This is a genomic window from Chromatiales bacterium, assembly GCA_014323925.1.
Classification (GTDB): Bacteria; Pseudomonadota; Gammaproteobacteria; order Poriferisulfidales; family Oxydemutatoraceae; genus SP5GCR1.
The window spans coordinates 52,437-73,049 of sequence record JACONC010000003.1; the positions used below are offsets into that span (position 1 = coordinate 52,437).

At 43.6% G+C, this 20,613-nt stretch carries 18 protein-coding genes; 10 read left to right on the plus strand and 8 right to left on the minus strand.

Annotation, left to right across the window (positions count from 1 at the left end):
- Nucleotides 1–169: 169 nt before the first annotated feature.
- The 3 genes from hemW to GDA45_02245 are packed head-to-tail and all read right to left on the minus strand — an operon-like array spanning nt 170 to nt 2,146.
- Entirely contained in the window at nt 170–1,363 is a 1,194-nt protein-coding gene (gene hemW / locus GDA45_02235) for a radical SAM family heme chaperone HemW (protein ID MBC6413740.1), read from the minus strand.
- Nucleotides 1,339–1,932, minus strand: coding sequence for an RdgB/HAM1 family non-canonical purine NTP pyrophosphatase (rdgB, locus tag GDA45_02240; GenBank protein MBC6413741.1), 594 nt, complete (start codon nt 1,930–1,932; stop codon nt 1,339–1,341). Before rdgB ends, hemW begins: the two co-directional genes overlap by 25 nt.
- Before the next feature lies 1 nt (nt 1,933).
- Nucleotides 1,934–2,146 (minus strand): hypothetical protein, encoded by a 213-nt coding sequence (locus GDA45_02245; GenBank protein MBC6413742.1) that lies wholly within the window; start codon nt 2,144–2,146, stop codon nt 1,934–1,936.
- Between the two features lie 231 nt (nt 2,147–2,377).
- Here GDA45_02245 and GDA45_02250 point away from each other — a divergent pair, with 231 nt between their 5' ends.
- Nucleotides 2,378–3,343 (plus strand): polyprenyl synthetase family protein, encoded by a 966-nt coding sequence (locus tag GDA45_02250; GenBank protein MBC6413743.1) that lies wholly within the window; start codon nt 2,378–2,380, stop codon nt 3,341–3,343.
- A gap of 90 nt (nt 3,344–3,433) precedes the next feature.
- On the plus strand, nt 3,434–4,444 hold the full coding sequence (locus GDA45_02255) for a metal-dependent hydrolase (GenBank protein MBC6413744.1): 1,011 nt from the start codon (nt 3,434–3,436) through the stop codon (nt 4,442–4,444).
- A 319-nt stretch (nt 4,445–4,763) separates the two neighbouring features.
- On the opposite strand, the gene GDA45_02260 is transcribed toward GDA45_02255, so the two are convergent.
- Nucleotides 4,764–5,549, minus strand: coding sequence for a site-specific DNA-methyltransferase (locus tag GDA45_02260; protein MBC6413745.1), 786 nt, complete (start codon nt 5,547–5,549; stop codon nt 4,764–4,766).
- A 57-nt stretch (nt 5,550–5,606) separates the two neighbouring features.
- On the minus strand, nt 5,607–5,963 hold the full coding sequence (locus tag GDA45_02265) for a hypothetical protein (protein MBC6413746.1): 357 nt from the start codon (nt 5,961–5,963) through the stop codon (nt 5,607–5,609).
- A 138-nt stretch (nt 5,964–6,101) separates the two neighbouring features.
- On the opposite strand from GDA45_02265, the gene GDA45_02270 reads away from it, so the two are divergent.
- The 4 genes from GDA45_02270 (at nt 6,102) to GDA45_02285 (ending at nt 11,682) form a co-directional block, all read left to right on the plus strand.
- Nucleotides 6,102–8,291, plus strand: coding sequence for a primosomal protein N' (locus GDA45_02270; GenBank protein MBC6413747.1), 2,190 nt, complete (start codon nt 6,102–6,104; stop codon nt 8,289–8,291).
- Between the two features lie 237 nt (nt 8,292–8,528).
- Complete coding sequence (locus tag GDA45_02275; protein ID MBC6413748.1) at nt 8,529–10,268, plus strand: arginine--tRNA ligase; 1,740 nt, start codon at nt 8,529–8,531, stop codon at nt 10,266–10,268.
- Between the two features lie 7 nt (nt 10,269–10,275).
- Nucleotides 10,276–10,974, plus strand: coding sequence for an SPOR domain-containing protein (locus GDA45_02280; protein MBC6413749.1), 699 nt, complete (start codon nt 10,276–10,278; stop codon nt 10,972–10,974).
- Nucleotides 10,975–11,001: 27 nt separating this feature from the next.
- Nucleotides 11,002–11,682 carry a Fe2+-dependent dioxygenase gene (locus GDA45_02285; protein MBC6413750.1) on the plus strand — a complete coding sequence of 227 codons (681 nt, stop codon included), beginning with the start codon at nt 11,002–11,004 and terminating at the stop codon, nt 11,680–11,682.
- Between the two features lie 61 nt (nt 11,683–11,743).
- Here GDA45_02285 and GDA45_02290 read toward each other — a convergent pair whose 3' ends face one another.
- Nucleotides 11,744–11,944, minus strand: a complete 201-nt coding sequence (locus GDA45_02290) for a hypothetical protein (protein ID MBC6413751.1) — start codon at nt 11,942–11,944, stop codon at nt 11,744–11,746.
- Nucleotides 11,945–12,137: 193 nt separating this feature from the next.
- On the opposite strand from GDA45_02290, the gene GDA45_02295 reads away from it, so the two are divergent.
- The 4 genes from GDA45_02295 to GDA45_02310 are packed head-to-tail and all read left to right on the plus strand — an operon-like array spanning nt 12,138 to nt 16,948.
- Nucleotides 12,138–13,955, plus strand: a complete 1,818-nt coding sequence (locus GDA45_02295) for an AMP-binding protein (GenBank protein MBC6413752.1) — start codon at nt 12,138–12,140, stop codon at nt 13,953–13,955.
- 37 nt (nt 13,956–13,992) lie between these two features.
- Nucleotides 13,993–14,772 carry an ABC transporter ATP-binding protein gene (locus GDA45_02300; GenBank protein MBC6413753.1) on the plus strand — a complete coding sequence of 260 codons (780 nt, stop codon included), beginning with the start codon at nt 13,993–13,995 and terminating at the stop codon, nt 14,770–14,772.
- Nucleotides 14,773–14,793: 21 nt separating this feature from the next.
- Nucleotides 14,794–15,792, plus strand: coding sequence for a branched-chain amino acid ABC transporter permease (locus tag GDA45_02305; GenBank protein ID MBC6413754.1), 999 nt, complete (start codon nt 14,794–14,796; stop codon nt 15,790–15,792).
- A 19-nt stretch (nt 15,793–15,811) separates the two neighbouring features.
- Nucleotides 15,812–16,948: a branched-chain amino acid ABC transporter permease gene (locus GDA45_02310; protein MBC6413755.1), complete on the plus strand. Its 1,137-nt coding sequence runs from the start codon at nt 15,812–15,814 to the stop codon at nt 16,946–16,948.
- Between the two features lie 314 nt (nt 16,949–17,262).
- Here GDA45_02310 and GDA45_02315 read toward each other — a convergent pair whose 3' ends face one another.
- Both GDA45_02315 and hldE read right to left on the minus strand, forming a co-directional pair.
- A complete protein-coding gene (locus GDA45_02315) occupies nt 17,263–19,107 on the minus strand; it encodes a lytic transglycosylase domain-containing protein (protein MBC6413756.1) in 1,845 nt (614 codons plus the stop codon).
- Between the two features lie 80 nt (nt 19,108–19,187).
- Nucleotides 19,188–20,609, minus strand: coding sequence for a bifunctional D-glycero-beta-D-manno-heptose-7-phosphate kinase/D-glycero-beta-D-manno-heptose 1-phosphate adenylyltransferase HldE (gene hldE / locus GDA45_02320; GenBank protein MBC6413757.1), 1,422 nt, complete (start codon nt 20,607–20,609; stop codon nt 19,188–19,190).
- Between the last annotated feature and the right edge of the window lie 4 nt (nt 20,610–20,613).

Below are 20,613 nucleotides of genomic sequence, written 5' to 3' on the forward strand. Positions count from 1 at the left end.
TGTATAGTTATATAAATCCCTTGTCTGAACTAAGGAAATCCTACTGGCTGCTATCTCAATGATGCTAAACTACTGTTTTCACAGCATAAATTTAAAATATTGTCATATATCATTATATTCGGTAGCGAATATACTTTTTTGTCGTGATTTCCTAATCTGTGTATAAACATTAGGTATTAGAGGCGTCCGGCAAGCAATATAAAAGGATTTCATTCAAGAATCGAATGCCGTACGCAGTCGGTTTTAAGAGATGTTTTTCAGATATAATCCATTTTTTATCTATGAAGGGAGAAAGCTTTTGTTCGAGCAAGCTATCATTTTGCCCAGTTCGGCTAAATAGCTCTCTGGAAAAGCCTTCTGTTAGTCTTAACGCGTTTAATAAAAACTCGAAAGTCGCCGTAGGTGCGTCAAGCCTGCGAATTCCTACGCAACTGCTATTTTCCATAGTCCTTTCCATGTACCGTTCGGGCAATCTGTGTTTGTGGGTGCGCACGATTTTATATCCTGCTGCCAGCGTTAGCTTTCCGTGCGCACCCGCCCCAATACCCAAGTAGTCTCCAAATTGCCAATAATTTAAGTTATGTAGGCAAGGTTTGTGGTGACTATACGCCGACACCTCGTACCGTTTATAACCACTTTCTTTTAGTGTTTGTATGCCGGCCAGCTGCAGTTGCCAAACAGCATCGTCATCAGGTAGCCGGGGTTTACGAGTATAGAAGAGCGTATTGGGTTCAATCGTTAACTGATACCAAGAAATGTGTTCGGGTTTGAGTATAATAACGCTGGTTAAATCAGATAATGCCTGTCTTTCAGTCTGTTCAGGTAAGCCGAACATAAGGTCGCAGTTGATATTGGCAAAGCCCGCCAATCTCGCATTTTCAAAAGCTTGTACTGCTCGTTTGGCATTGTGGGCACGACCTATGTTAGTTAGAAGTTTGTCGTTTAAGCTTTGTATCCCGATGGATATTCTGTTAACTCCGGCTTGGCGTAGCCTTTTCAGTTTAGCCAAGCTAGCGCTCTCTGGATTAGCTTCTATAGTAATTTCGCAATTGGGTTTAAGTTTGAGGTGAGCTTTTACTCGTTCCAGTAACATTGCCACGGCATCGGCGTCAAATAAAGAGGGTGTGCCACCGCCTATGAATATACTATGCAAAGGACGATTTTGCACATAAGGTAAATCATGCTCTAAATCGGCAATGAGCGCTCTGATATATCGTATTTGGTCAGGAGGGGTGCGCGCAGCATGTGAGTTAAAATCGCAGTAAGGACACTTTGATACACACCACGGTAAATGTATATACAACGACAAGGGTGGTAGTGAGTATTTTTTTACTTGTGTTACATTTGTTGCAATTGGGTACATAATTTTCTAAAAGCCAAGGCTCTATGGCTTAATCTATTTTTAGTAGCGGCAGACAATTGTGCTGCGGTACAGTTTAATTCGGGTAGATAGAATAGCGGATCGTATCCGAAACCGTCTTTTCCTCTTGGTTTGCGAATAATATATCCGTGCCAGTCGGCTTCTGCAATAATGGGCGTTGGATCGTGGGTATGACGTAGATAAGTTGCTGCACAATGAAAATATGCGTCAAATTTATCTCCGTCGTATGCGGCCAACTCGCTCAACAACCGTTCTAGGTTATCGGCGTCTTTGGCATCTTTTCCGGCGTAGCGGGCAGAATAAATGCCGGGTGCACCACCTAGTATTTCTACGACTAAGCCTGAATCGTCCGCTATCGCCGGCAGATTCGTTGTCGCGCTTGCATGACGCGCTTTGATTAATGAATTTTCGACGAAACTTAAGCCGTTCTCCTCTACAGACCTAACGCCTAACTCTGACTGCGGTAACAACTGTGCATCTAGATCACTAAGGATAGCTTTTAGTTCGCCTAGTTTGGATGGATTAGCAGTTGCAACAACGATGGTTTGCATTTTATTTAGCGAGACTATGTTGTTGTAGCTTAATTATCTTTTGAATGTTGCAATGTCCTATATTTAATAATGGTGGAAATTCGTCCGAGCGTAGTGCCTGACCCTCAGCGTGGCAGATATAATGTTGCTCAAAAACGATATACACGATATTACGTGGTTCCAAACAAGTTCGCTCGTCGGCGCGCTTATAATGATTTACTGCAACTGTATTCATCGTCTTTGTCTGCTATCTGTTTACTGACACGGCTATTGATCTAAACATTGAAAAAAAAAATAGGATATTTAGGTATTGCTTATCCTCTTACTTATCTCTTTAGATTAAATTTTAATAGTACTTATATGATACGCTAAAAAGTTATATTTAAGATACGGCGGTTATAATGTTATGTAGACCAAAAGTATCAATGAGATGATTAGCAAAGTGATAGCTGTATAGTGAGCACCCATGGCGACAATACCTGAGGCAATTATTTCTCCTATTATGGATGAACTAAGCAGCTTGGATCAATTAATAGAAAAAAAACTTGATTCCAATCTGTCTTATATTGTTGAATTAAGCAACTACTTGATGACTGCCGGTGGTAAACGCATGCGCCCCATATTGGTATTGTTGTCAACCTTAGCAAGCGATTACCGTTCGGCGGATAATAACCATATTGCACTAGCTGCCATCGTTGAGTTTATCCACACGGCAACTTTGCTCCACGACGATGTTGTCGACGATGCCGATCTGCGGCGCGGCAGAAAAACCGTCAAAGTATTATGGGGGAATAGCGCCAGTGTACTGGTCGGAGATTTTCTGTATTCGCGAGCCTTTCAGCTATTATATGGTATCGGTCATGCCACTATCTCAAAAGATATCTCGGATGCCACCAATGCAATATCTGAAGGAGAAGTACAGCAACTAATCAATTTGCAGCGCAAAGATCTAGACGAAGCCACTTATATGGAAATCATTACCCGTAAAACAGCGACTTTATTCAAAGTCGCTTGTCGCGCAGGTTCGATGTTGAGCAACCCAGCCGCTGACATCACACAGGCGATGACTCTTTACGGACTAAACCTAGGCCTTGCTTTTCAACTCGTTGATGACTTGATAGATTATAACCAGAATACTAATAAAAACTGCGGGCAAGACCTAGCTGAGGGCAAACTGACATTACCTATGATCTATGCAATTAAAAACGGGGATGCCGTCCAAACCGAATTCTTAGAATTGGCACTATGCAACGGCGAAGCCGTCGCCCAAGTACGCGAAATACTAGAAGCAACTGGCGCAATCGCCTACACTAGAAAGCAAGCACTGTACTATGCTGATCAAGCATACCGTAATCTACAACCTATACCTCCCTCTCCGTATAAAGAATCACTTAAGGCGTTAAGCCGATTTATTGTGCAGAGAACTTTATAGCTGCCGGCAGTATTGGTTATGTGTATCGCAGAGATTGATTCAGTTATCGCCGTTGGTCTAAGAGAAAACTATGCCGCAATAAAATAACAGATGGATTCAATCACACAAGCAGCATTGGGCGCAACGGTCGGTGGTATCGTCGCCGGCCGGCGTACTTCTAAAAAAATATTATTGTGGGGAGCGATTGCCGGCACGCTTCCTGATTTGGATATACTCTATAATTTTTTCACCAATGATGTGGGTCAGCTTGTTTCGCATAGAGGAGTGACGCACTCGTTTATTATTGCACCAATAGCAGCCTATTTATTCTCTAAATTATTCTTCCGTATTGCGCCGCGTAGCGGATTATCGTCTCGGCAATGGTTTTGGCTGTTCTTTTGGTGTTTCACCACGCATATCTTGATAGATTGGATGACCGTCTACGGTACACAAATCTTCTACCCATTGAGTCGCTATCCTTACGCGCTTTCAAGACTATTTATCATTGATCCTTTTTATACAATACCACTGATTGTCGGACTCGCATATTTTGTGATATCAAAGGCACCTGTTATGAGCCGCCGTAGTGTTTTAGTGGCAACGGCCACACTGACTAGTTTTTATATAGTTGCTGCAATTACATTCGGAACATACGCAAACCACCGTTTTGAGGAAGCACTGGCTCGGCAAGAAATAAATTATCGGCAAATGCAAACCTACGCTGCTCCCTTTAATATTCTAATTTGGCGCACTATCGTCATCACTGAAGACGGTAGCCTAAATGCCTGGTATTCTTTATTGCATCCGAATAAAGCAATCGTATTTAATCGCACTGATGTGCATCCTGAGCGAACGAAGTTAGATACATTTTTAGCCAGCAACACTGACCTCGCTAAGTTGAAGCGTTTTTCCAAAGGTTTTTATCGCTATGTCGAGGTCGCCGAAGGTATTCAATGGATAGACTTGCGTTTCAGTGCTGGTGGCATGTACCCATTTCGCTATTTAGTTGCAAAACGCGATGCTACAGGCGAACTGCAACCGCTGCCAACTGCTAGGCGCGTTGAGGTTAAAAGGCGGCCGTCAATAAAGGTGATTTTTGACGAATTATACAAACACATCTAACAAAATGCTCTCCATTTGCTAGGGCAAACTAATGGTTGCGTGATTTAATAGATCTCCTTCTGTGCTTTTTAGCTTCATCCATTAACCTTGTTGTAAGTTATAGTTTTGTAAGTTATAGATTGTATAAAATAGTTTTTCTTATGATGTTCATAGGTGTGGTTGTTTACATGGAATTGACCCTCGTCAATATTACCGCGATGCTGGCGATCAGAGTAGGCTATGGTGGCATCCTTCTTGATTTCGGTACTGTCGATTTCAAATATTTCAATCACATCCTTATTGTCCTATGTTGATGTCAATGATGCGGTCTCTAAATGGGTCACTTTTCACTACATGCAATTTCCTTGATTCTGTTTTTCATAGTGTGAAAATAGGCTTCATTATTCTCAAAGCCTATATATCTTCTATTTTTGTTGATCGCTGCGATGATTGTGCTACCACTGCCAGCAAAGCAGTCGAGCACAACATCACCTTCGTTACTAAATATATTCAATATCCTGTCCATTAGCTGCAAGGGCTTTTGTGTCGGATGATTGACTCTTTCCTTACTCCAAGGAACGATCGGAGAAATATCCGTCCATACATTGGACATGGCTCTGTATTCGTTGCCATTTTTCCTTCCTATAGTTCCGCCAGTTTTCTTTTTTATATTGGATGAGATTTTGTTATAAGTATAGCTATTTTTATCGTTGACAAACCACAGTATATCTTCTCTGGTCGACACAAGATTGGTTTTTGTTCCACGACCTTTAACTCGGTCGTAAATAATCCAATTTTTTAGATAAAAATGTTTGGATAGTTGGTTTATAGTTCTTGCAACATTAGACCAACCTTGAAACACCACTAAACTGCCGTCAGTTTTGATAATCCGCTTGAACTCTTTTGTCAGATAAGCCCAATTCAAATTGTCTTTCGCGTCCCACGGACAATCAGAATAACCTATTTCATAAGGAGGATCTGTTGCTATTAGGTCTACTGAGTTTCCTTTGACACATTTTAATAATTTCATGCAATCGCCTAAAACGATTTGATTGGTACTTATATCTCGTTGTTCTTTTTCTATCGCAGGTTGTTTAGCGGTGGTGTGGAATATCTCTATTTGCATAACCCGATTGTATTATTTACCAAGAGGTCTCACCGCTGCGACAAGCTAGCGGTGGTCCTAGTCACTGGGTATCCATTTGCCGTTGACTTCAAAGCGGGTTTGAGTCATATCGCCAGTGGTATCCATATCTACACATTCAACATCGAGCAGGCGCTTGAGTATATATGCTGCACTCAGTCCGACCATTTGATGATTGCTAGCATGTAGCGCAGTCAGCATACGGTCGGCGAGGATTTGGCAGCGTTGAACAGTGTTGGGGTGTTCTACCCATAGGCGGCTCATTTGCCAACCGCGATCCATATCGGAGTCCACTTTAGCGAAAAAACTTTCGCCTTCCTCCAGCATATCAGCGGGCACTTTAATAGGATAGCTGTCTTCACCGATAATAACTTTTAGTATTTTGATAGAACTCACTAGCCTGTAATTCGGTTAATTAATTTGTAGATGTCCATATCATACATCATTGGTGATAATTTCCGACTTGCGGGTTTAATTGCTTCACTATGCGATAAATTTTAGTGATAGAATAATTTTTCCATACTATCTAACTTTATGCCTTCAGTATTACGTATTGCAATACCCTCGTTATTGCCGACTTATTTGGATTATTTACCCAATTGGCAAAAAGTGCAACCAGGGATGCGCGTGAAAATTCCTTTACGCAATAAGCCATGTATAGGAATAGTAATCTCCAAGGCGCAAGACACCTGTGTGCCGAGCGCGAAGCTAAAGCCGATCATCCAAGTGATAGACGACGCAGCGATAATTCCGCCCGCTTTATTATTGCTCCTGCAGTGGATGTCGCAATACTACCATTACCCAATGAGTGCGGTTCTGAGAGTTACATTACCGCGTTTGGTGCGCGCAGCTAAATCGCTACCACCCGACACAGTAGAGATGTGGCGAGTACGGCGTAATAATTTATCTGCTACTGAACTTCCTAAACAAGCTACTAAACAACACGCGTTGCTTGAATGGCTGGGTAAACTGGAAGATGTTGATAAAACGCTATTGGACATGGAGTTTAAGAATTGGCGCACTCCGTTAAAGGCTCTGGAAAACAAAGGTTTGGTTGAGTGCCGCCGTGTTCAGATAAAAATACAAGCACCGAAAGTGTCTCCAACTTTGCGCTATCGGCTGAATGACGAGCAACAACACGCGGTTGATGCGATACTTGCCGCCGCTGATGGCTTTTCCTGTACTTTGCTTGACGGTGTAACAGGTAGCGGCAAGACTGAGGTTTACCTAGAGCTTTGTGAGCATATTGTTAAGCAGCGCAAGCAAGTACTCGTTTTGGTGCCGGAGATTGCCCTAATAATGCAAACGGTAGCCAGATTTAGAGCTCTTTTTGGTCAATGGGTGCAAGTTTTTAATTCAAGCTTAACCGATAGCGAGCGTCTACGCACCTGGGGTTTTGCTCTGGACGGCACCGCGCAGGTCATCATCGGCACACGTTCGGCGTCATTTTTACCATTTAAGCGACTAGGTTTGATTATTGTTGATGAAGAACACGATAAATCCTACAAACAATTAGAGTCATTGCGCTACCACGCGCGTGATGTTTCTATCAAGCGTGCGCAACTTGAAAATATTCCGATACTGCTGGGTAGTGCGACGCCGTCGCTTGAGACTTTGCATAATGCATCATCCACTCGCTATAAACATCTACGGCTGATGCATCGGGTCGGTGGTGCGAGGATGCCGCAGTTTCGTATCATAGATGTGCGCGGCCAATGGCTTGACGGTGGTTTATCCAAATCATTGGTACGAATGATAGCGGCGCGTTTAGACAAGCAAGAACAAGTCTTACTATTTGTTAACCGCCGTGGCTATGCCCCGATTATGTTATGTCGCCAGTGCGGTGCGGTCTTGGAATGTCCGCATTGCGACGCGCGTCTGGTTTACCATAAGCTTATCAACAAGCTAGTGTGCCATCACTGCCATTCAAAAATGGCGCTACCACAGCAGTGTCCGGAATGCCAATCACAAAAATTGGAGCCGATAGGGATTGGTACTCAGCAAATAGAAGAGAAGATCCGCACCTTTTTCCCTGATGCACGGGTGCTTAGAATAGACACAGATGCAGTTCATCGTAAAGGTATGTTATCCGAATACTTAGAACAAATTCATTCACGACAAGTGGATATCATTGTCGGCACACAAATACTGACTAAAGGTCATCACTTACCGGCACTCACCTTAACTTGCATTGTTGATGTAGACCAAGGGTTATTTTCGGTTGATTTTCGTGCTACTGAACGATTAGCACAACTGATCATACAAGTAGGCGGCCGTTCGGGTAGAGGCGATATAGGCGGTGAAGTAGTTCTGCAAACTCACCAACCACAACATCCCTTATTACATAATTTACTACATAAAGGCTATGCTACGGTATCGTCGCAACTACTGAAGGAGCGCCAACAGATAGAGATGCCACCCTACAGTCGTTTAACTTTACTTCGTGTAAAAGCACGACGACTGGATCAGAATATTGCATTCTTACAAGCAGTTGAAAAACATGCAAAATCTCTAGTGCGGAACACACGAGTGCGTGTCCATCCACCGATAGCGGCGATAATGGAAAAGAAGGCGGGCTATTACCGTGCCGGCATGCTATTTCAGGCACCGCAAGCAAGCGACCTAACCCGCTATATCGCGATACTTATAGCAAAGATAGAGACGCTATCTATGAGCAAAACCGTCAATTGGCATTTTGATGTAGATCCTCTGGAGGTTGACTAGAGGCTAAGCGATTATAATTTATTGGTTTTGACCTGCGGTTTGAACTATCTCGTTAGGGGATTTTAATCACCTTGAAATCAGTTCTGTATCTGACTACATTGCCCTGCCAAGCACAGGTTTTTTTAATACTTACAATATTAGTATGTTTTTAATAAACCATCGTATTATCTGCAGAGCGGTTCATAATTCTCAATGTAAGCAACGAAAATAAACGGATAAAACTGCTACAATGTAAAAATGCATATAAAAATTAAACAGTGGCTCAACAACGCCCTAGAAGTCCTGCAAACAAAGAAAGTTTTATCGACGGTGATGGATGCCGAAGTTCAGTTGACGCGCGAAAGTTCTCACGGCGATTATTCCAGCAATATCGCGTTGATGCTTGCGGCTAGTGCAAAGTTATCGCCGCTCGATTTGGCAGAAAAAATCGTTACCGAATTACCGCCATCGGATCTCATTGCTAAGGTCGAGACTGCAGGTCCTGGTTTTATCAATTTTTATCTAAAAGAGAAAGCCTACTCAGAGGTGATGGTAGAAATCGTCAGACTAGGCGCCCAATACGGCTGTGCACCAGCCGCTAGTCGCGGTCGCGCATTACTGGAGTTTGTTTCAGCAAATCCTACCGGACCTTTACATATTGGGCATGGGCGTAGCGCCGCATTTGGTGTTGCCCTGGCCAATATACTAACCGCTAGCGGCTATAAAGTAGAGCGCGAATATTATGTTAACGATTGCGGTAGACAGATGGAAGTATTAGCTTTATCAGTGTGGCTGCGTTATCTGGAACTTTGCGGTTTAGAGGTTACATTTCCGGCTAAAGCTTATCACGGTGATTATATATGGGATATGGCGGCCGAACTGCATCGTCAACAAGGACAGCGATTTCATGTTGCTGACTGGCACCCCTCAACACCGGCCCAGCAAGACGACGATGCTCTGGAGAGACATCTGGACTATTTGGTCGAGCGCATGAAACTTTTGCTCGGCACTATGCTCTATACGAGTATCTATGCGGATGCGTTGAATATGATGATGAAATCGATTAAGAATGAGCTCAAGCTGTTCGGCACCATTTATGACAACTGGTTTCACGAGTCATCGCTACTTGCCGATAGGCGAATAAGCGATGTCATTAAACAGTTGGAGGCGAGTGGCACATTGTATGAGAAAGACGATGCACATTGGTTTCGCTCTACCAAGTACTACGACGAAAAAGACCGAGTGTTGGTTCGCTCTAATCATCAAACAACTTATTTTGCCGCCGACATCGCATATCATCTAGACAAATATAAAAGAGGCTACGACCTCATCGTTAATATCTGGGGCGCCGACCATCACGGCTATGTGGCACGGTTGCGATCAGCAATGGCTGCTTTGGGGTTGGATGTCGATAGACTGCATATCATATTAGTACAGTTCGTTAACCTGTATAAGGGGGATCAAAAGATAGCCATGTCTACGCGTGGTGGACAGTTTGTTCCGCTTTCTGAGATTAGAAAACAGATAGGCGGCAATGCGATGCACTTATACTATATGATGCGCAAGCATACTCAGCATATAGACTTTGATGTTGAATTGATGAAATCCCAAAGCAACGATAACCCAATTTATTATTTGCAATATGCACATGCCAGAATTTGTAGCGTGTTCAAGCAAATGGAAAAGCAAGGCTATAGTTACTCTATCCATACTATTGAACCCCATCTATTAGACAAGGCCGAAGAACGAGCATTGATGAAGTTGCTAATCCGCTACTCGTCGGTATTATCGTCGGCAGCGGATGCCAGAGAACCTCAAATATTGCTTGAATACTTGCGTTTATTGGCAACGGAGTTTCACGGTTACTATAATCACTATCGCTTTTTGGTCGATGACGAAGCACTACGCAACTCTCGCTTGGTATTAGTTGCTGCAGTGCGTTGCCTATTATTCAACGGACTGACTATGCTGGGAGCATCGGCTCCCGAACAAATGTGAAGTACTGATGGGCATTAAAGACTACAAATCACCGGCATCTACTGCTGTGCATCCACCGACTAAGAAAAAAGTCAAAAGTAAACGTATAGATAAGAAGACAACCGCTGTTTTTATTGTCGGCTACCTACTGGGTGTGCTTAGCTTGGGTGTCGTTTTCATGAATTATCCGAATAATAACCATATTGATACTCCTAATGTGCAAGCTGAACAACCTGTTGCGGTGGAAAATACCGAAGAAAAGCAACCACCACCTGTTCTAACCTCCACTCCAGAGGAGACGACCTCAGACTTTCAGTTCTACGAACAGCTCAGCAAATTTGAATTTGCCGATCCGGTTCAAACCGCCCCTGACAGCGATGAGTTTAACCAACTACTCCTTCTAGAAAAAACTAATCAAGCAACCGCACAAAACCGCGAAGCCAACCTTGCAGATAAAAAAGAAACGCCTAATCGTTATATTATACAAGCCGGCACTTTCAGTAATGAACAAGCAGCGCAAGACCAACGGCGCAAAATTATAGATTTAGGCTACAAAGAAACTCACATTTTCCGATTGGCGTACGATCAGAAAAAACATTATAGAGTATGGTTAGGACCGTACAGCAATTTAACGGAAGGCACCAAGGTAGCAAACGCACTCAAGTCTGCACACATAGAAGTTATGCTACGAAACACTCTAAAAAAATTTAATCCGCAAGAAAAATAATCCATACAGTACTTATGCTCAGTACCTATGCTAAATAAAATCGTCCATTTGCTTTCGTCGGATGATTTATCCGCAATCAACGAATTGCTCAAGAGAGCCCATTTCGTAGACGGCCGCTTATCAGCAGGTAAGTACGCCAAACAAAATAAACACAACCAAGAGGTCTCAAGCGACGATGCTATCCTAAAGCAACTCAACGCAATTATTATGCCCAGACTAGTCGCTCATCCCGACTATCGTGCCATTGCGTTGCCGAACAAAATCGCCGAACCCTATTACGCAATGTATCGCGTAGGCGATTATTACGGCGACCACACCGACAACCCTGTTATGGGTAACTCGCCGTACCTATACCGCTCAGATATCGCAATGACTGTCTTCCTAAACAACCCTGATGAATACGACGGTGGTGAACTACTCATCGGCACACTCGCAGGAGACTATACACAACGAATCAAATATCCTGCCGGTGATGCTGTGCTATATCCGGCAACAACTACCCACTGCGTAGCGCCTGTTACCCGTGGATACCGTATCGTAGCAATAACCTGGATACAAAGCCTAATCCCCAATCCTCAGCATCGCATGTTGCTTTATCGCTTAAACAAAATACAAAACCGTATAAGCACCACAGCCCCAGACTCCGCAGAGGTCAAAGAACTGGAATGGATCTATACCAACTTATTTAGAATGTGGACACAGGTATGACCGCCGCGATGAAGAACCGCTTAAGCCAAATCATTGTAATATTAAGGCTAGGTTTGGACTACTAGGGCTTTGAACCTACTTCGCTATGTGCCTCGTCGACTATATCCATTGCAATTTTCATATAATCCTCACTATAACCGTGTAGCTCAGATTGTTCGTCAGGCTTGAAATACTCTTTCATAGAGACTCCTGAGGTTTGTTCTGTTTCGATGAACTTTTTCTGCATCTCTATCAACTGCTTAATTTTTTCCTGCTTTGTCATTTTCTCTACCTATCTATAAAATAAAAAGTTTAGGGTATTAATAATAGCAGATATTGAGGGAAAATATAGTAGGGTGTGTCACGAAGGCACTCGTAGTACTCGCAAAAAACTTGCTTTACTTTTTAATTTTTGTATTATAGGGAGTTTATCACACAGCTATTAACCAGCGCTAGAAACCAATTAAAGAATAAATATGGAAACTTTCCCACAATTGCTAATCCATCAAGCAGAGACGCGTGCGCGCTCGCCGGCGGTACGCGTTAAGCAACTTGGTTTATGGAATATATATAGCTGGGGTGATCTCGCAAACCGGGTGCAGAGCCTGGCAAATGGTTTTATGGATATGGGTATTCGCAAAGGTGATAAAGTCATTATGGTCAGCGACAATACTCCTGAAGTCGTCTTGATGTCCTCTGCACTTCAAGTGTGTGGGGTTATTGCTGTGCCGCTCAATGCAAATGCATCGGATGAACTGTTGGCTTATGTTATTAAGAGTTTAAATATCCAATATGCTTATGCACACGATCAGCAACAAGTGGATATGCTGTTGGCTGCACAGGACAAGTCGATCAAATTGAAAAAGATTTTTTATGCGCAATCGCGTGGTTTGGCTAATTACGATAAGAATTTATTGCAAGATATAGAGGCAGTGTGCGCCAAAGGTGATGAATATTCGGCGTCTCACCCGGATGCTTTTAGGTCTGCTGTTGATGCTACTAAAACCGAAGATACAGCATTTATATTTTTGTCTTCTGGCACCAGTTCCGAACCTAAATTGGTACCGTTGAGTTATGCGAATATACTACATATTGCGCGCTACATTGTTGAGGTAGAGAACATCACCGAAGACGATGGACTACTGTCGTTTGTTCCGATTGCCATGCCGGCCAGTTTCATATACGGACAAGCAGCTTCTTTCCTATGTGGCTTTTGTGTGAGCTATCCAGAGAGTAGCGAGACGGTTTTAGAAAACCTGCGCGAGATAGGACCCACATTGCTTTTTGCTTCTGCGCATGTGTATAAATATCTAGCGACTTTGATTCATAATAGAATTACATTTGCCAGTAAACTGACCCGCAGGCTATACAACCGCTATTACGAAAATGCCCCAGTGGGAGAGACTTCTTTAATTGGTAGTTTATTAATCACCGAACCAATTAAAAATGTATACGGTTTCAGCCATCTGCGGGTGGCGGCGACTAGCGGTGATGCAATTAGCGAAAAGGTTTTCAACTCGTTTCGTAAATTAGGAATAAATATAAAACAAATATATGGTTGTGCTGAGACTGGTGGTGTAATTGCTATGCAAACTGCACAAGAAAAGGAAGCGCATTCGGTAGGACACACGATAGCTGGTAGCGAGATTAAAATTGCTGCTGACGGTGAGATTTTGTGCAAGGGACCTAATATCTTTAAGGCATACACCGACGGCACTTCGGATACCATAGACGACGAAGGCTGGTTCCACACCGGCGATTTAGGAATGATAGAAGGCAATGAGTTATATGTTAAGGATAGAAAAGAACTGGTCAAAGATTTAGGCGGCGGCAAGAAATTAATGCCTAAAATTATAGAGAACAGGATCAAGTCGTCTCCTTACATACAAGATGCTTATGTGTGGTCGCCTGACGATACTAGCGTTTGCGCATTGATTGTCGCCGACGAGCATACGGTTGGATATTGGGCGGAGTATCACGATGTGCGCTACACTGGTTATCAAGATTTAGTTTCTCAAAAGGAAGTTGAGGAACTCATAACTGCGCAGTTAAAAGACGCCACTGATGCACCGCAAACCGGTAGCGAACAAGCTCCTCTGCAACACTTCGTCCTGCTCAAAAGAGAATTTTCTGCGACTTTGAGTGAATTGACTTGGACGAATAAATTATGCCGTCATGTAATAGAGAAAAATTTCTCAGCGATATTAAACGGGATAAAAGATAAAGCAGCTATGATTAAGTATAATGACCCGATAACCGGCGCAGATATTGATTATAAAGTTTGCAGATTATAAACATTAAGACGATGATAAGGATAGAGTGGCAAAAGCAATGAGCAAAGAAGTCTTCATGAGCGTTGAGAATGTAGACTTATCGTTCAAGGGTGTTAAGGCAATCACTGATATAAGCTTTAATGTGTATAAAGGTGAAGTGTGCTCGCTGATTGGTCCTAACGGTGCTGGCAAAAGTTCGATGCTCAATGTCATAAACGGAGTGTATACCCCGCAAGCAGGACGAATCATATTTGATAATAAAGTGTATAAGCGTACGCGCCCGCATAAAATGGCGGTCGACGGTATTGCGCGGACTTTTCAGAACATTGCATTGTTCCAGGGTATGACGGTGCTGGATAACATCATGACCGGATGCAATCTAAAAATGAAATCTACTTTTTGGGAGCAGGCTTTTTTCTACGGTCGTCCGCGTCGTGAGGAGATAAAACATCGTCGCAGGGTAGAGGAGATTATCACTTTCTTGCAGATCGAGGCGATACGCAACACACCGGTCAACAAGCTCGCCTACGGTTTGCAAAAGCGCGTAGAGTTAGGCCGTGCATTGGCTATGGAACCCAAGTTGTTGTTGCTTGATGAACCTATGGCAGGTATGAATTTAGAGGAAAAGAAGGATATGTCTTGCTTTATTGGGGAGATCAATCGTGAATTAGGCACCACCATTGTTTTGATAGAGCACGATATGAGTGTGGTGATGGATATATCAGATCATGTTATTGTTATGGACTACGGTAAGAAGATCGGCGATGGTACTCCTGACGAAGTGCGCAACGATAAAGCAGTCATTGAGGCTTATCTAGGTGTCAGCCACGAAGTATAGATTAACGCAGAGTAGATAGAGATGTTGTATTTTACTGAAGTAGTTATCAGCGGTTTATTAACCGGTGTTATGTATTCTCTGGTCGCTATCGGTTTCGTATTGATTTACAAGTCATCTGGAGTGTTTAACTTTGCCCAAGGTACGATGCTACTGTTCGCCGGTTTGACATTTGTTAAATTAACCGAGCAAGGGGTATCGTTTTGGTATGCTTTTGTGCTGACTATGGGTGCGATGATTATGATGGGCATACTCATCGAGCGATTTATCATGCGTCCTTTGGCGAATCAATCGTTACTCTCTCTATTTATGGCGACCGTCGGCTTGAGTATCCTTTTAGAGGGAGCCTCTCAGGGCATATGGGACTCGGCAGTGCATGGGCTTAAGCTAGGCGAGTTTCTCGGCGACGAAATAGACGCCGAGCTTGCCTGTCAGAGCGGGCTGATCTCTTGTATATATGCAAAATTTATCAATTTACTAGCAACGCTCTTATCACCCAATCCGATATTTTTAAGTGATTATATAGAAGGTTTCGATGTGCTGATAGGTGCTTTTGATATCTTTGCCGCGATCGTTGCTGGCACGATGATCATAGGTTTGTCTATCTTTTTCCAAAAAACCAAAACTGGTATGTCGTTGCGGGCGGTGTCCGATGATCACTTGGCGGCGATGGCGGTTGGTGTGCCTTTGTCTCGTATATGGTCAGTGGTATGGGCTGTAACCGGTGTGATTGGTCTGATTGCTGGCTTGCTGTGGGCGGATCGCATCAGTGTATCATTCACCTTAACGCAGGTCGTGCTAAAAGGCTTGCCGGTGATACTGATTGGCGGATTGACTTCTATACCCGGCGCAATCATAGGTGGCTTTATCATTGGGGTTTCGGAAAAACTAGGTGAAGTCTATGTTGCCGAATGGTTTGGTGGTCAGGGCATAGAGAACTGGTTCGGCTATATGGTTGCTATGATATTTATTCTGATCAGGCCGGCCGGTTTATTCGGTGAAAAGGAAATTGAAAGAGTATAGGACAAGTTAAGGTAGCACTATGTTTTACAGAGAAACCCGTAATATTGTTTCTGATTATACCGCCGATCGCAGCATGATCCCGTTGCGCCAAGACCGCTGGTTCTTGTATGCGTTTATGTTTTTTATATTATTCATCGTGCCCTATATCGCCGATGATTATTGGATGGGAGCTATTTTAATTCCGCTGTTGGTATTTTCTCTCGCCTCGCTAGGTTTGAATCTGCTAACTGGATATACTGGGCAGCTATCGTTAGGTTCAGGCGGCTTCATGTTACTAGGAGCGGTGGCTACCTTTAACTTCCTATATCGCTTTGACGGGCAGAACATTCCTTTTGATATGCCTCTGCCGATGGCACTGTTCTTTGCTGGAGTTGTCACTGGTCTGGTGGGTGTTTTGTTTGGTTTGCCGAGTATCAGGATCAAGGGATTTTATCTAATCGTCTCGACACTGGCGGCACACTTTTTTATTTTATGGTTTTTCAATTCTTATCGTTATTTCGTCAATTACGATCACGCCGGTGTCGTGCTGTTGTCATCCAGATACTATGAAATCACTTGGCTACAATTTAACCCGCAGAACTATTACTTGCCAGAATTGACCACTCTGAATCTAAATACCTATATAGGCAAATACTACTTGGTGCTAATCACCGTAATTATCCTTACCCTGGTTGCTAAAAATTTAGTACGTAGTTCGATAGGTCGTAACATGATGGCAGTGCGCGATATGGATATAGCTGCCAGCGTAATAGGTATACGCGTGGGTGCCACCAAGCTCATCGCATTTTTTATTAGTACCTTTTATATCGGTGTTGCTGGTGCTTTGTTTTCTTTTTCGTACACCACCGATATCAATTTGCGCACGCACGAACTGGATAGAGCGTTTCAGATATTATTTATGATCATCATCGGTGGTCTAGGTTCTATTGCCGGTTCATTTATGGGCACCGCCTTTGTTTATATGTTTGATATAGTCATCAGTCTGATAGGCGACAGGATATTCGGCGGTGCGTTCAACTCTGCGTTTGTAGAAAATCTAGGCAAGGTGATTACCGGCGTCGTCATCATCATACTCCTAATTAAAGAGCCGGGTGGCTTCGCCGCACTATGGGGACGTTATAAAGAGAAGCTGCGTACTTGGCCGTTCCCGCACTAATCTATCCGTTTGTAAAAAACAAAACACTTTCTGCGTAGAGACGAATCCCTCTCATAGCATCCCTTTAGGATATGGTATTTAGTACAGGGCATTTAGTATAGGGCGGAGTCTCCGAGAGACCCTGCCGCTTGTATATGAGCGACCCCCAATGATCGCCGAGCAAGTGTGTTCATGCGCCGATTCGTGCTGTACGCTATCACTCAATATTGATGATCAGTAGATTAGTTGCTGCGCAATGAGTATGGGTGCGCTCCCGGCGGAGTGTATGCGAGTTTTGTATGAGAGGAATGACCGATAGTTACCGCTACGGTGGGTTACACGATTAATGCACGCAAACGTATCATTTTATTGTGCATCTTATAATAATAAACTACCGTATAGAATAGGACAGCTCTTACATAACGGCGGGTTTCGGTAAACGGTATTGTTTCTATCCAAATATCGGCATCGTCGACAGGAGCTTTTGCTTGCCATTGTTTTACGCGGTGATATCCAGCATTATAAGAAGCGAGTGCCAATTCCCACTTACGGTTGTTAAGCAAGTATACCCTATTCAAATAATGGCTTCCTAATTGTATATTTAGCTTGGGCTTCAGCAGGGCCCAAGTGGAAGGATGTTTTAATCCTAAGCGCTTTGCCGTTTTAGCGGCAGTGGCTGGCATCAACTGCATCAAGCCTAATGCACCAGCCGATGATTTGACATCTGCCATAAATGCGCTTTCCCGACGCATCACCGCATACAGCCAATGCTCGGAAAGGTCGACTATACTGGCCTGTTGGGCAACAATATCGCGATATGGCATGGGGAAGCGTAATTCTAGTTGTTGGTGCCAAAAGCTCTTGTCGGCGAGTGCTTCTATGACACAGGTAGCCTGCCCCCATTGCCTGCATAGTAAAGCAGTAGCAATACGTTCGTCTTTGTTCAGGCGTGGTAGTAAATAAAACAGTTCTCGTCTAGCGTCAAATATACGCCCAATACTAAAAAACTCGTAAGTTCGTTTCATCGCTGCCAGATCTTTCGTCTGATTTATGATGCGCGGTTCAACTATCGGCAGTTTGGTTGAAAGCGCATATGCTTGATTGACACGATCGGCAGCCAAGTAACCATAATAGCTTGCCTCGGATGCAATATCTTTCCATATCATTTTTGCTTCTGTACGGTTACCCAATTGTTCCAGCGCCCGCGCTTTCCAGTAAAGCCATCGGGTGTTTGTGCGGTCTTGATGATCTAAAGCGGCGATGGCAGCCAGTACATTCTTCCACTTCTGCAACCTCAGTGCACACCGTATGTGCCAGTAATTCGATTCTTTATCTGAATGCTTTATCAACGATAAATAACCCAGACCTATTTCGGGTTTTAATTGCCGGCAAGCGGCGATTCCTAATGCTGTGCTGGCCTGCTCGTATAGCGAGGCATAAGACCTAAAACGAGGCTTTAGATTTTGCCACACAGCATGCGCTTTGTTTAAGTCTTGAGCCTGCGCTTGCGACAAGCTATATAAAAGTATTTGATGTAACAAAGCTGAGTGTGTTTGATGGTCAGCTATTCTGGCAAGTGCTCTGAATGGGTGGTAATGCCCCTGTTTCAGCAAAGCATACCAAAGACGGTAGTCAGTATTTAATTGTCTCGCCAGATAATCGGCAAGTCCTATATTATTATTTTTCACCACCAGTATTATTCTTTGCCATATCAAGTTTTGGTCTATCACTTTGGTTTTCTTGCCCCACTGGAAAATCGGGTCGCACTCCGTAGGTTGAGAAAAATCAACTAACCATAGCTGCCGAGTTAAATCGCGTAATTCAGTCACCCGCTTTGCGTGCAACAGACTCTGGGCATAGAAACACATCAGTTCATTATTTAAGTATTGCTTGTTATTGCGATAGTATCGTGCAAATAACTGCTTATTATTTTTAGCTGCTAAATATTGCAACCATTTATAGCGTAGCTTATCGGCGATTGGTGTGTTGTCGTAGCGGCTTAGAAAATCGTCGATCGTCTCAGGTTGAAGATAAGCAAAACGTTTGCGCATGTCCGTATAAAGCAGATAAGGATATAACGGATAATTGCGCAACGAATTTTGGAATTGCAAAAATCGATTTCGCTGCCCTTGTTTGAGTGCTTGTTCGGTCTTCAGGTACAGAGCTCTTTGCTTTTCCAAGGTACTGGCGGCAAGAGCGTTCTGGCAGATAAAAACGAGCATAAAACATATAATGTACCCAGCGGTAATGCTTTGTTTGCTCATTCTTGTTTTAATTTTTTATTAATGCCGGTAGTAGACAATCCTTTTATATAATCTAATATCACAACTTGCCCTCCGTATCCGGTTATATGTTGGTAACCGTCTACTTCTTCAGCCTTATAATCGCCACCCTTAGTGAGAATATCAGGTGATATAGCCTCTATTAACGCCTGCGGGGTAGCATCCGAAAAAGGAATGATCCAATCAACCATACGCAATTCAGCCAACACGCTGAGCCGATGTGTCAAATTATTAATCGGACGGCTTTTCCCTTTGATGAGTCTTACTGAGTCGTCATCGTTTATTGCTAAAATCAAACAATCTCCTAAAGATGCGGTTTGCCTGAGCGTATGAATATGTCCGGCGTGTAATATATCAAAACAACCGTTGGTCATCACAATGCGCATACCTTTACTGCGTGCTTTTTCAACTTTTTTCAGCAAATCATCTAAATCATAGATAACTTTGGTGTAAGCTTCACGATGCAAGCCAGATTTTAATTCCTCGTAGTCCACCGTTGCGGTGCCGGACTTGGCGACCACTAGGCTTGCTGCTTGATTAGCAAGGCGCATGGCGTCGACCAAAGACCAGCCGACCGCATAAGCGGTTGCTAATACCGCAATCACCGTGTCACCGGCGCCAGTGACATCATAGACTTCTCTAGCTTGTGCTCGGCGGTGATGGATATGCTCGGCGTCTTCCAAAAGCGACATGCCGTCTTCTCCGCGCGTCACGAGCAATGCCTGTAGCGATAAATCTTCTTTGAGCTGCAAGCCCAGTTTTTCTAGAGTGTCCAAATCATCGCACTGCCCTACTATGTTTCTGAACTCGGCATAGTTCGGAGTTAATACGGTTGCACCTTTGTAGCAGAGAAAATTTCTCTGTCTGGGGTCAACGAATACTGGTTTATTTGCTTGGCGGGCAATGGCAATCAATTCTTGTGCCTCCCGCATAGCCCCAATAGCGTAGTCGGATAACACCACGACATCTACTTTGCGTATGTATGATTCATAACATTTAATAAGCGATGCGTACTCGGCATCGCTATACGAACCTCTTTCGTCATCTAACCGTAGCAGTTGCTGATTTTTGCAGAGTATTCTGGATTTAACGATTGTGCTAGCATTTTCGCTCTCTATCAGCTCGCCTTGTACTGCATGATCGGCTAATAATTTCCTAATATGTTTTCCTTGCGCATCTTGTCCGATGAAACCGATTAGCGTTGTCTGTGCGCCTAAAGCAGCGACATTGGCAGCAACATTGGCAGCTCCGCCAGCACTTTCCTTTATTGTGCGGGTGACTAACACTGGCACTGGCGCTTCGCGCGAAAGTCGCGAAGTTTCACCTTGTATATAACGGTCAAGTATTGTGTCGCCTACAACTAGGACGCGAGCTTTAGAAAAATCCACTGAACCAATTATCCCG

What these genes read in the sequence shown, in the direction of transcription:
- GDA45_02255 (MBC6413744.1), top strand. Translation starts at nt 3,434, where the DNA reads ATGGATTCAATCACACAAGCAGCATTGGGCGCAACGGTCGGTGGTATC.
- rdgB (MBC6413741.1), bottom strand. Translation starts at nt 1,932, where the DNA reads ATGCAAACCATCGTTGTTGCAACTGCTAATCCATCCAAACTAGGCGAA.
- GDA45_02300 (MBC6413753.1), top strand. Translation starts at nt 13,993, where the DNA reads ATGAGCAAAGAAGTCTTCATGAGCGTTGAGAATGTAGACTTATCGTTC.
- GDA45_02275 (MBC6413748.1), top strand. Translation starts at nt 8,529, where the DNA reads ATGCATATAAAAATTAAACAGTGGCTCAACAACGCCCTAGAAGTCCTG.
- GDA45_02295 (MBC6413752.1), top strand. Translation starts at nt 12,138, where the DNA reads ATGGAAACTTTCCCACAATTGCTAATCCATCAAGCAGAGACGCGTGCG.
- GDA45_02285 (MBC6413750.1), top strand. Translation starts at nt 11,002, where the DNA reads ATGCTAAATAAAATCGTCCATTTGCTTTCGTCGGATGATTTATCCGCA.
- hemW (MBC6413740.1), bottom strand. Translation starts at nt 1,363, where the DNA reads ATGTACCCAATTGCAACAAATGTAACACAAGTAAAAAAATACTCACTA.
- GDA45_02305 (MBC6413754.1), top strand. Translation starts at nt 14,794, where the DNA reads ATGTTGTATTTTACTGAAGTAGTTATCAGCGGTTTATTAACCGGTGTT.
- GDA45_02260 (MBC6413745.1), bottom strand. Translation starts at nt 5,549, where the DNA reads ATGCAAATAGAGATATTCCACACCACCGCTAAACAACCTGCGATAGAA.
- GDA45_02245 (MBC6413742.1), bottom strand. Translation starts at nt 2,146, where the DNA reads ATGAATACAGTTGCAGTAAATCATTATAAGCGCGCCGACGAGCGAACT.
- GDA45_02290 (MBC6413751.1), bottom strand. Translation starts at nt 11,944, where the DNA reads ATGACAAAGCAGGAAAAAATTAAGCAGTTGATAGAGATGCAGAAAAAG.
- GDA45_02250 (MBC6413743.1), top strand. Translation starts at nt 2,378, where the DNA reads ATGGCGACAATACCTGAGGCAATTATTTCTCCTATTATGGATGAACTA.
- GDA45_02270 (MBC6413747.1), top strand. Translation starts at nt 6,102, where the DNA reads ATGCCTTCAGTATTACGTATTGCAATACCCTCGTTATTGCCGACTTAT.
- GDA45_02280 (MBC6413749.1), top strand. Translation starts at nt 10,276, where the DNA reads ATGGGCATTAAAGACTACAAATCACCGGCATCTACTGCTGTGCATCCA.
- GDA45_02310 (MBC6413755.1), top strand. Translation starts at nt 15,812, where the DNA reads ATGTTTTACAGAGAAACCCGTAATATTGTTTCTGATTATACCGCCGAT.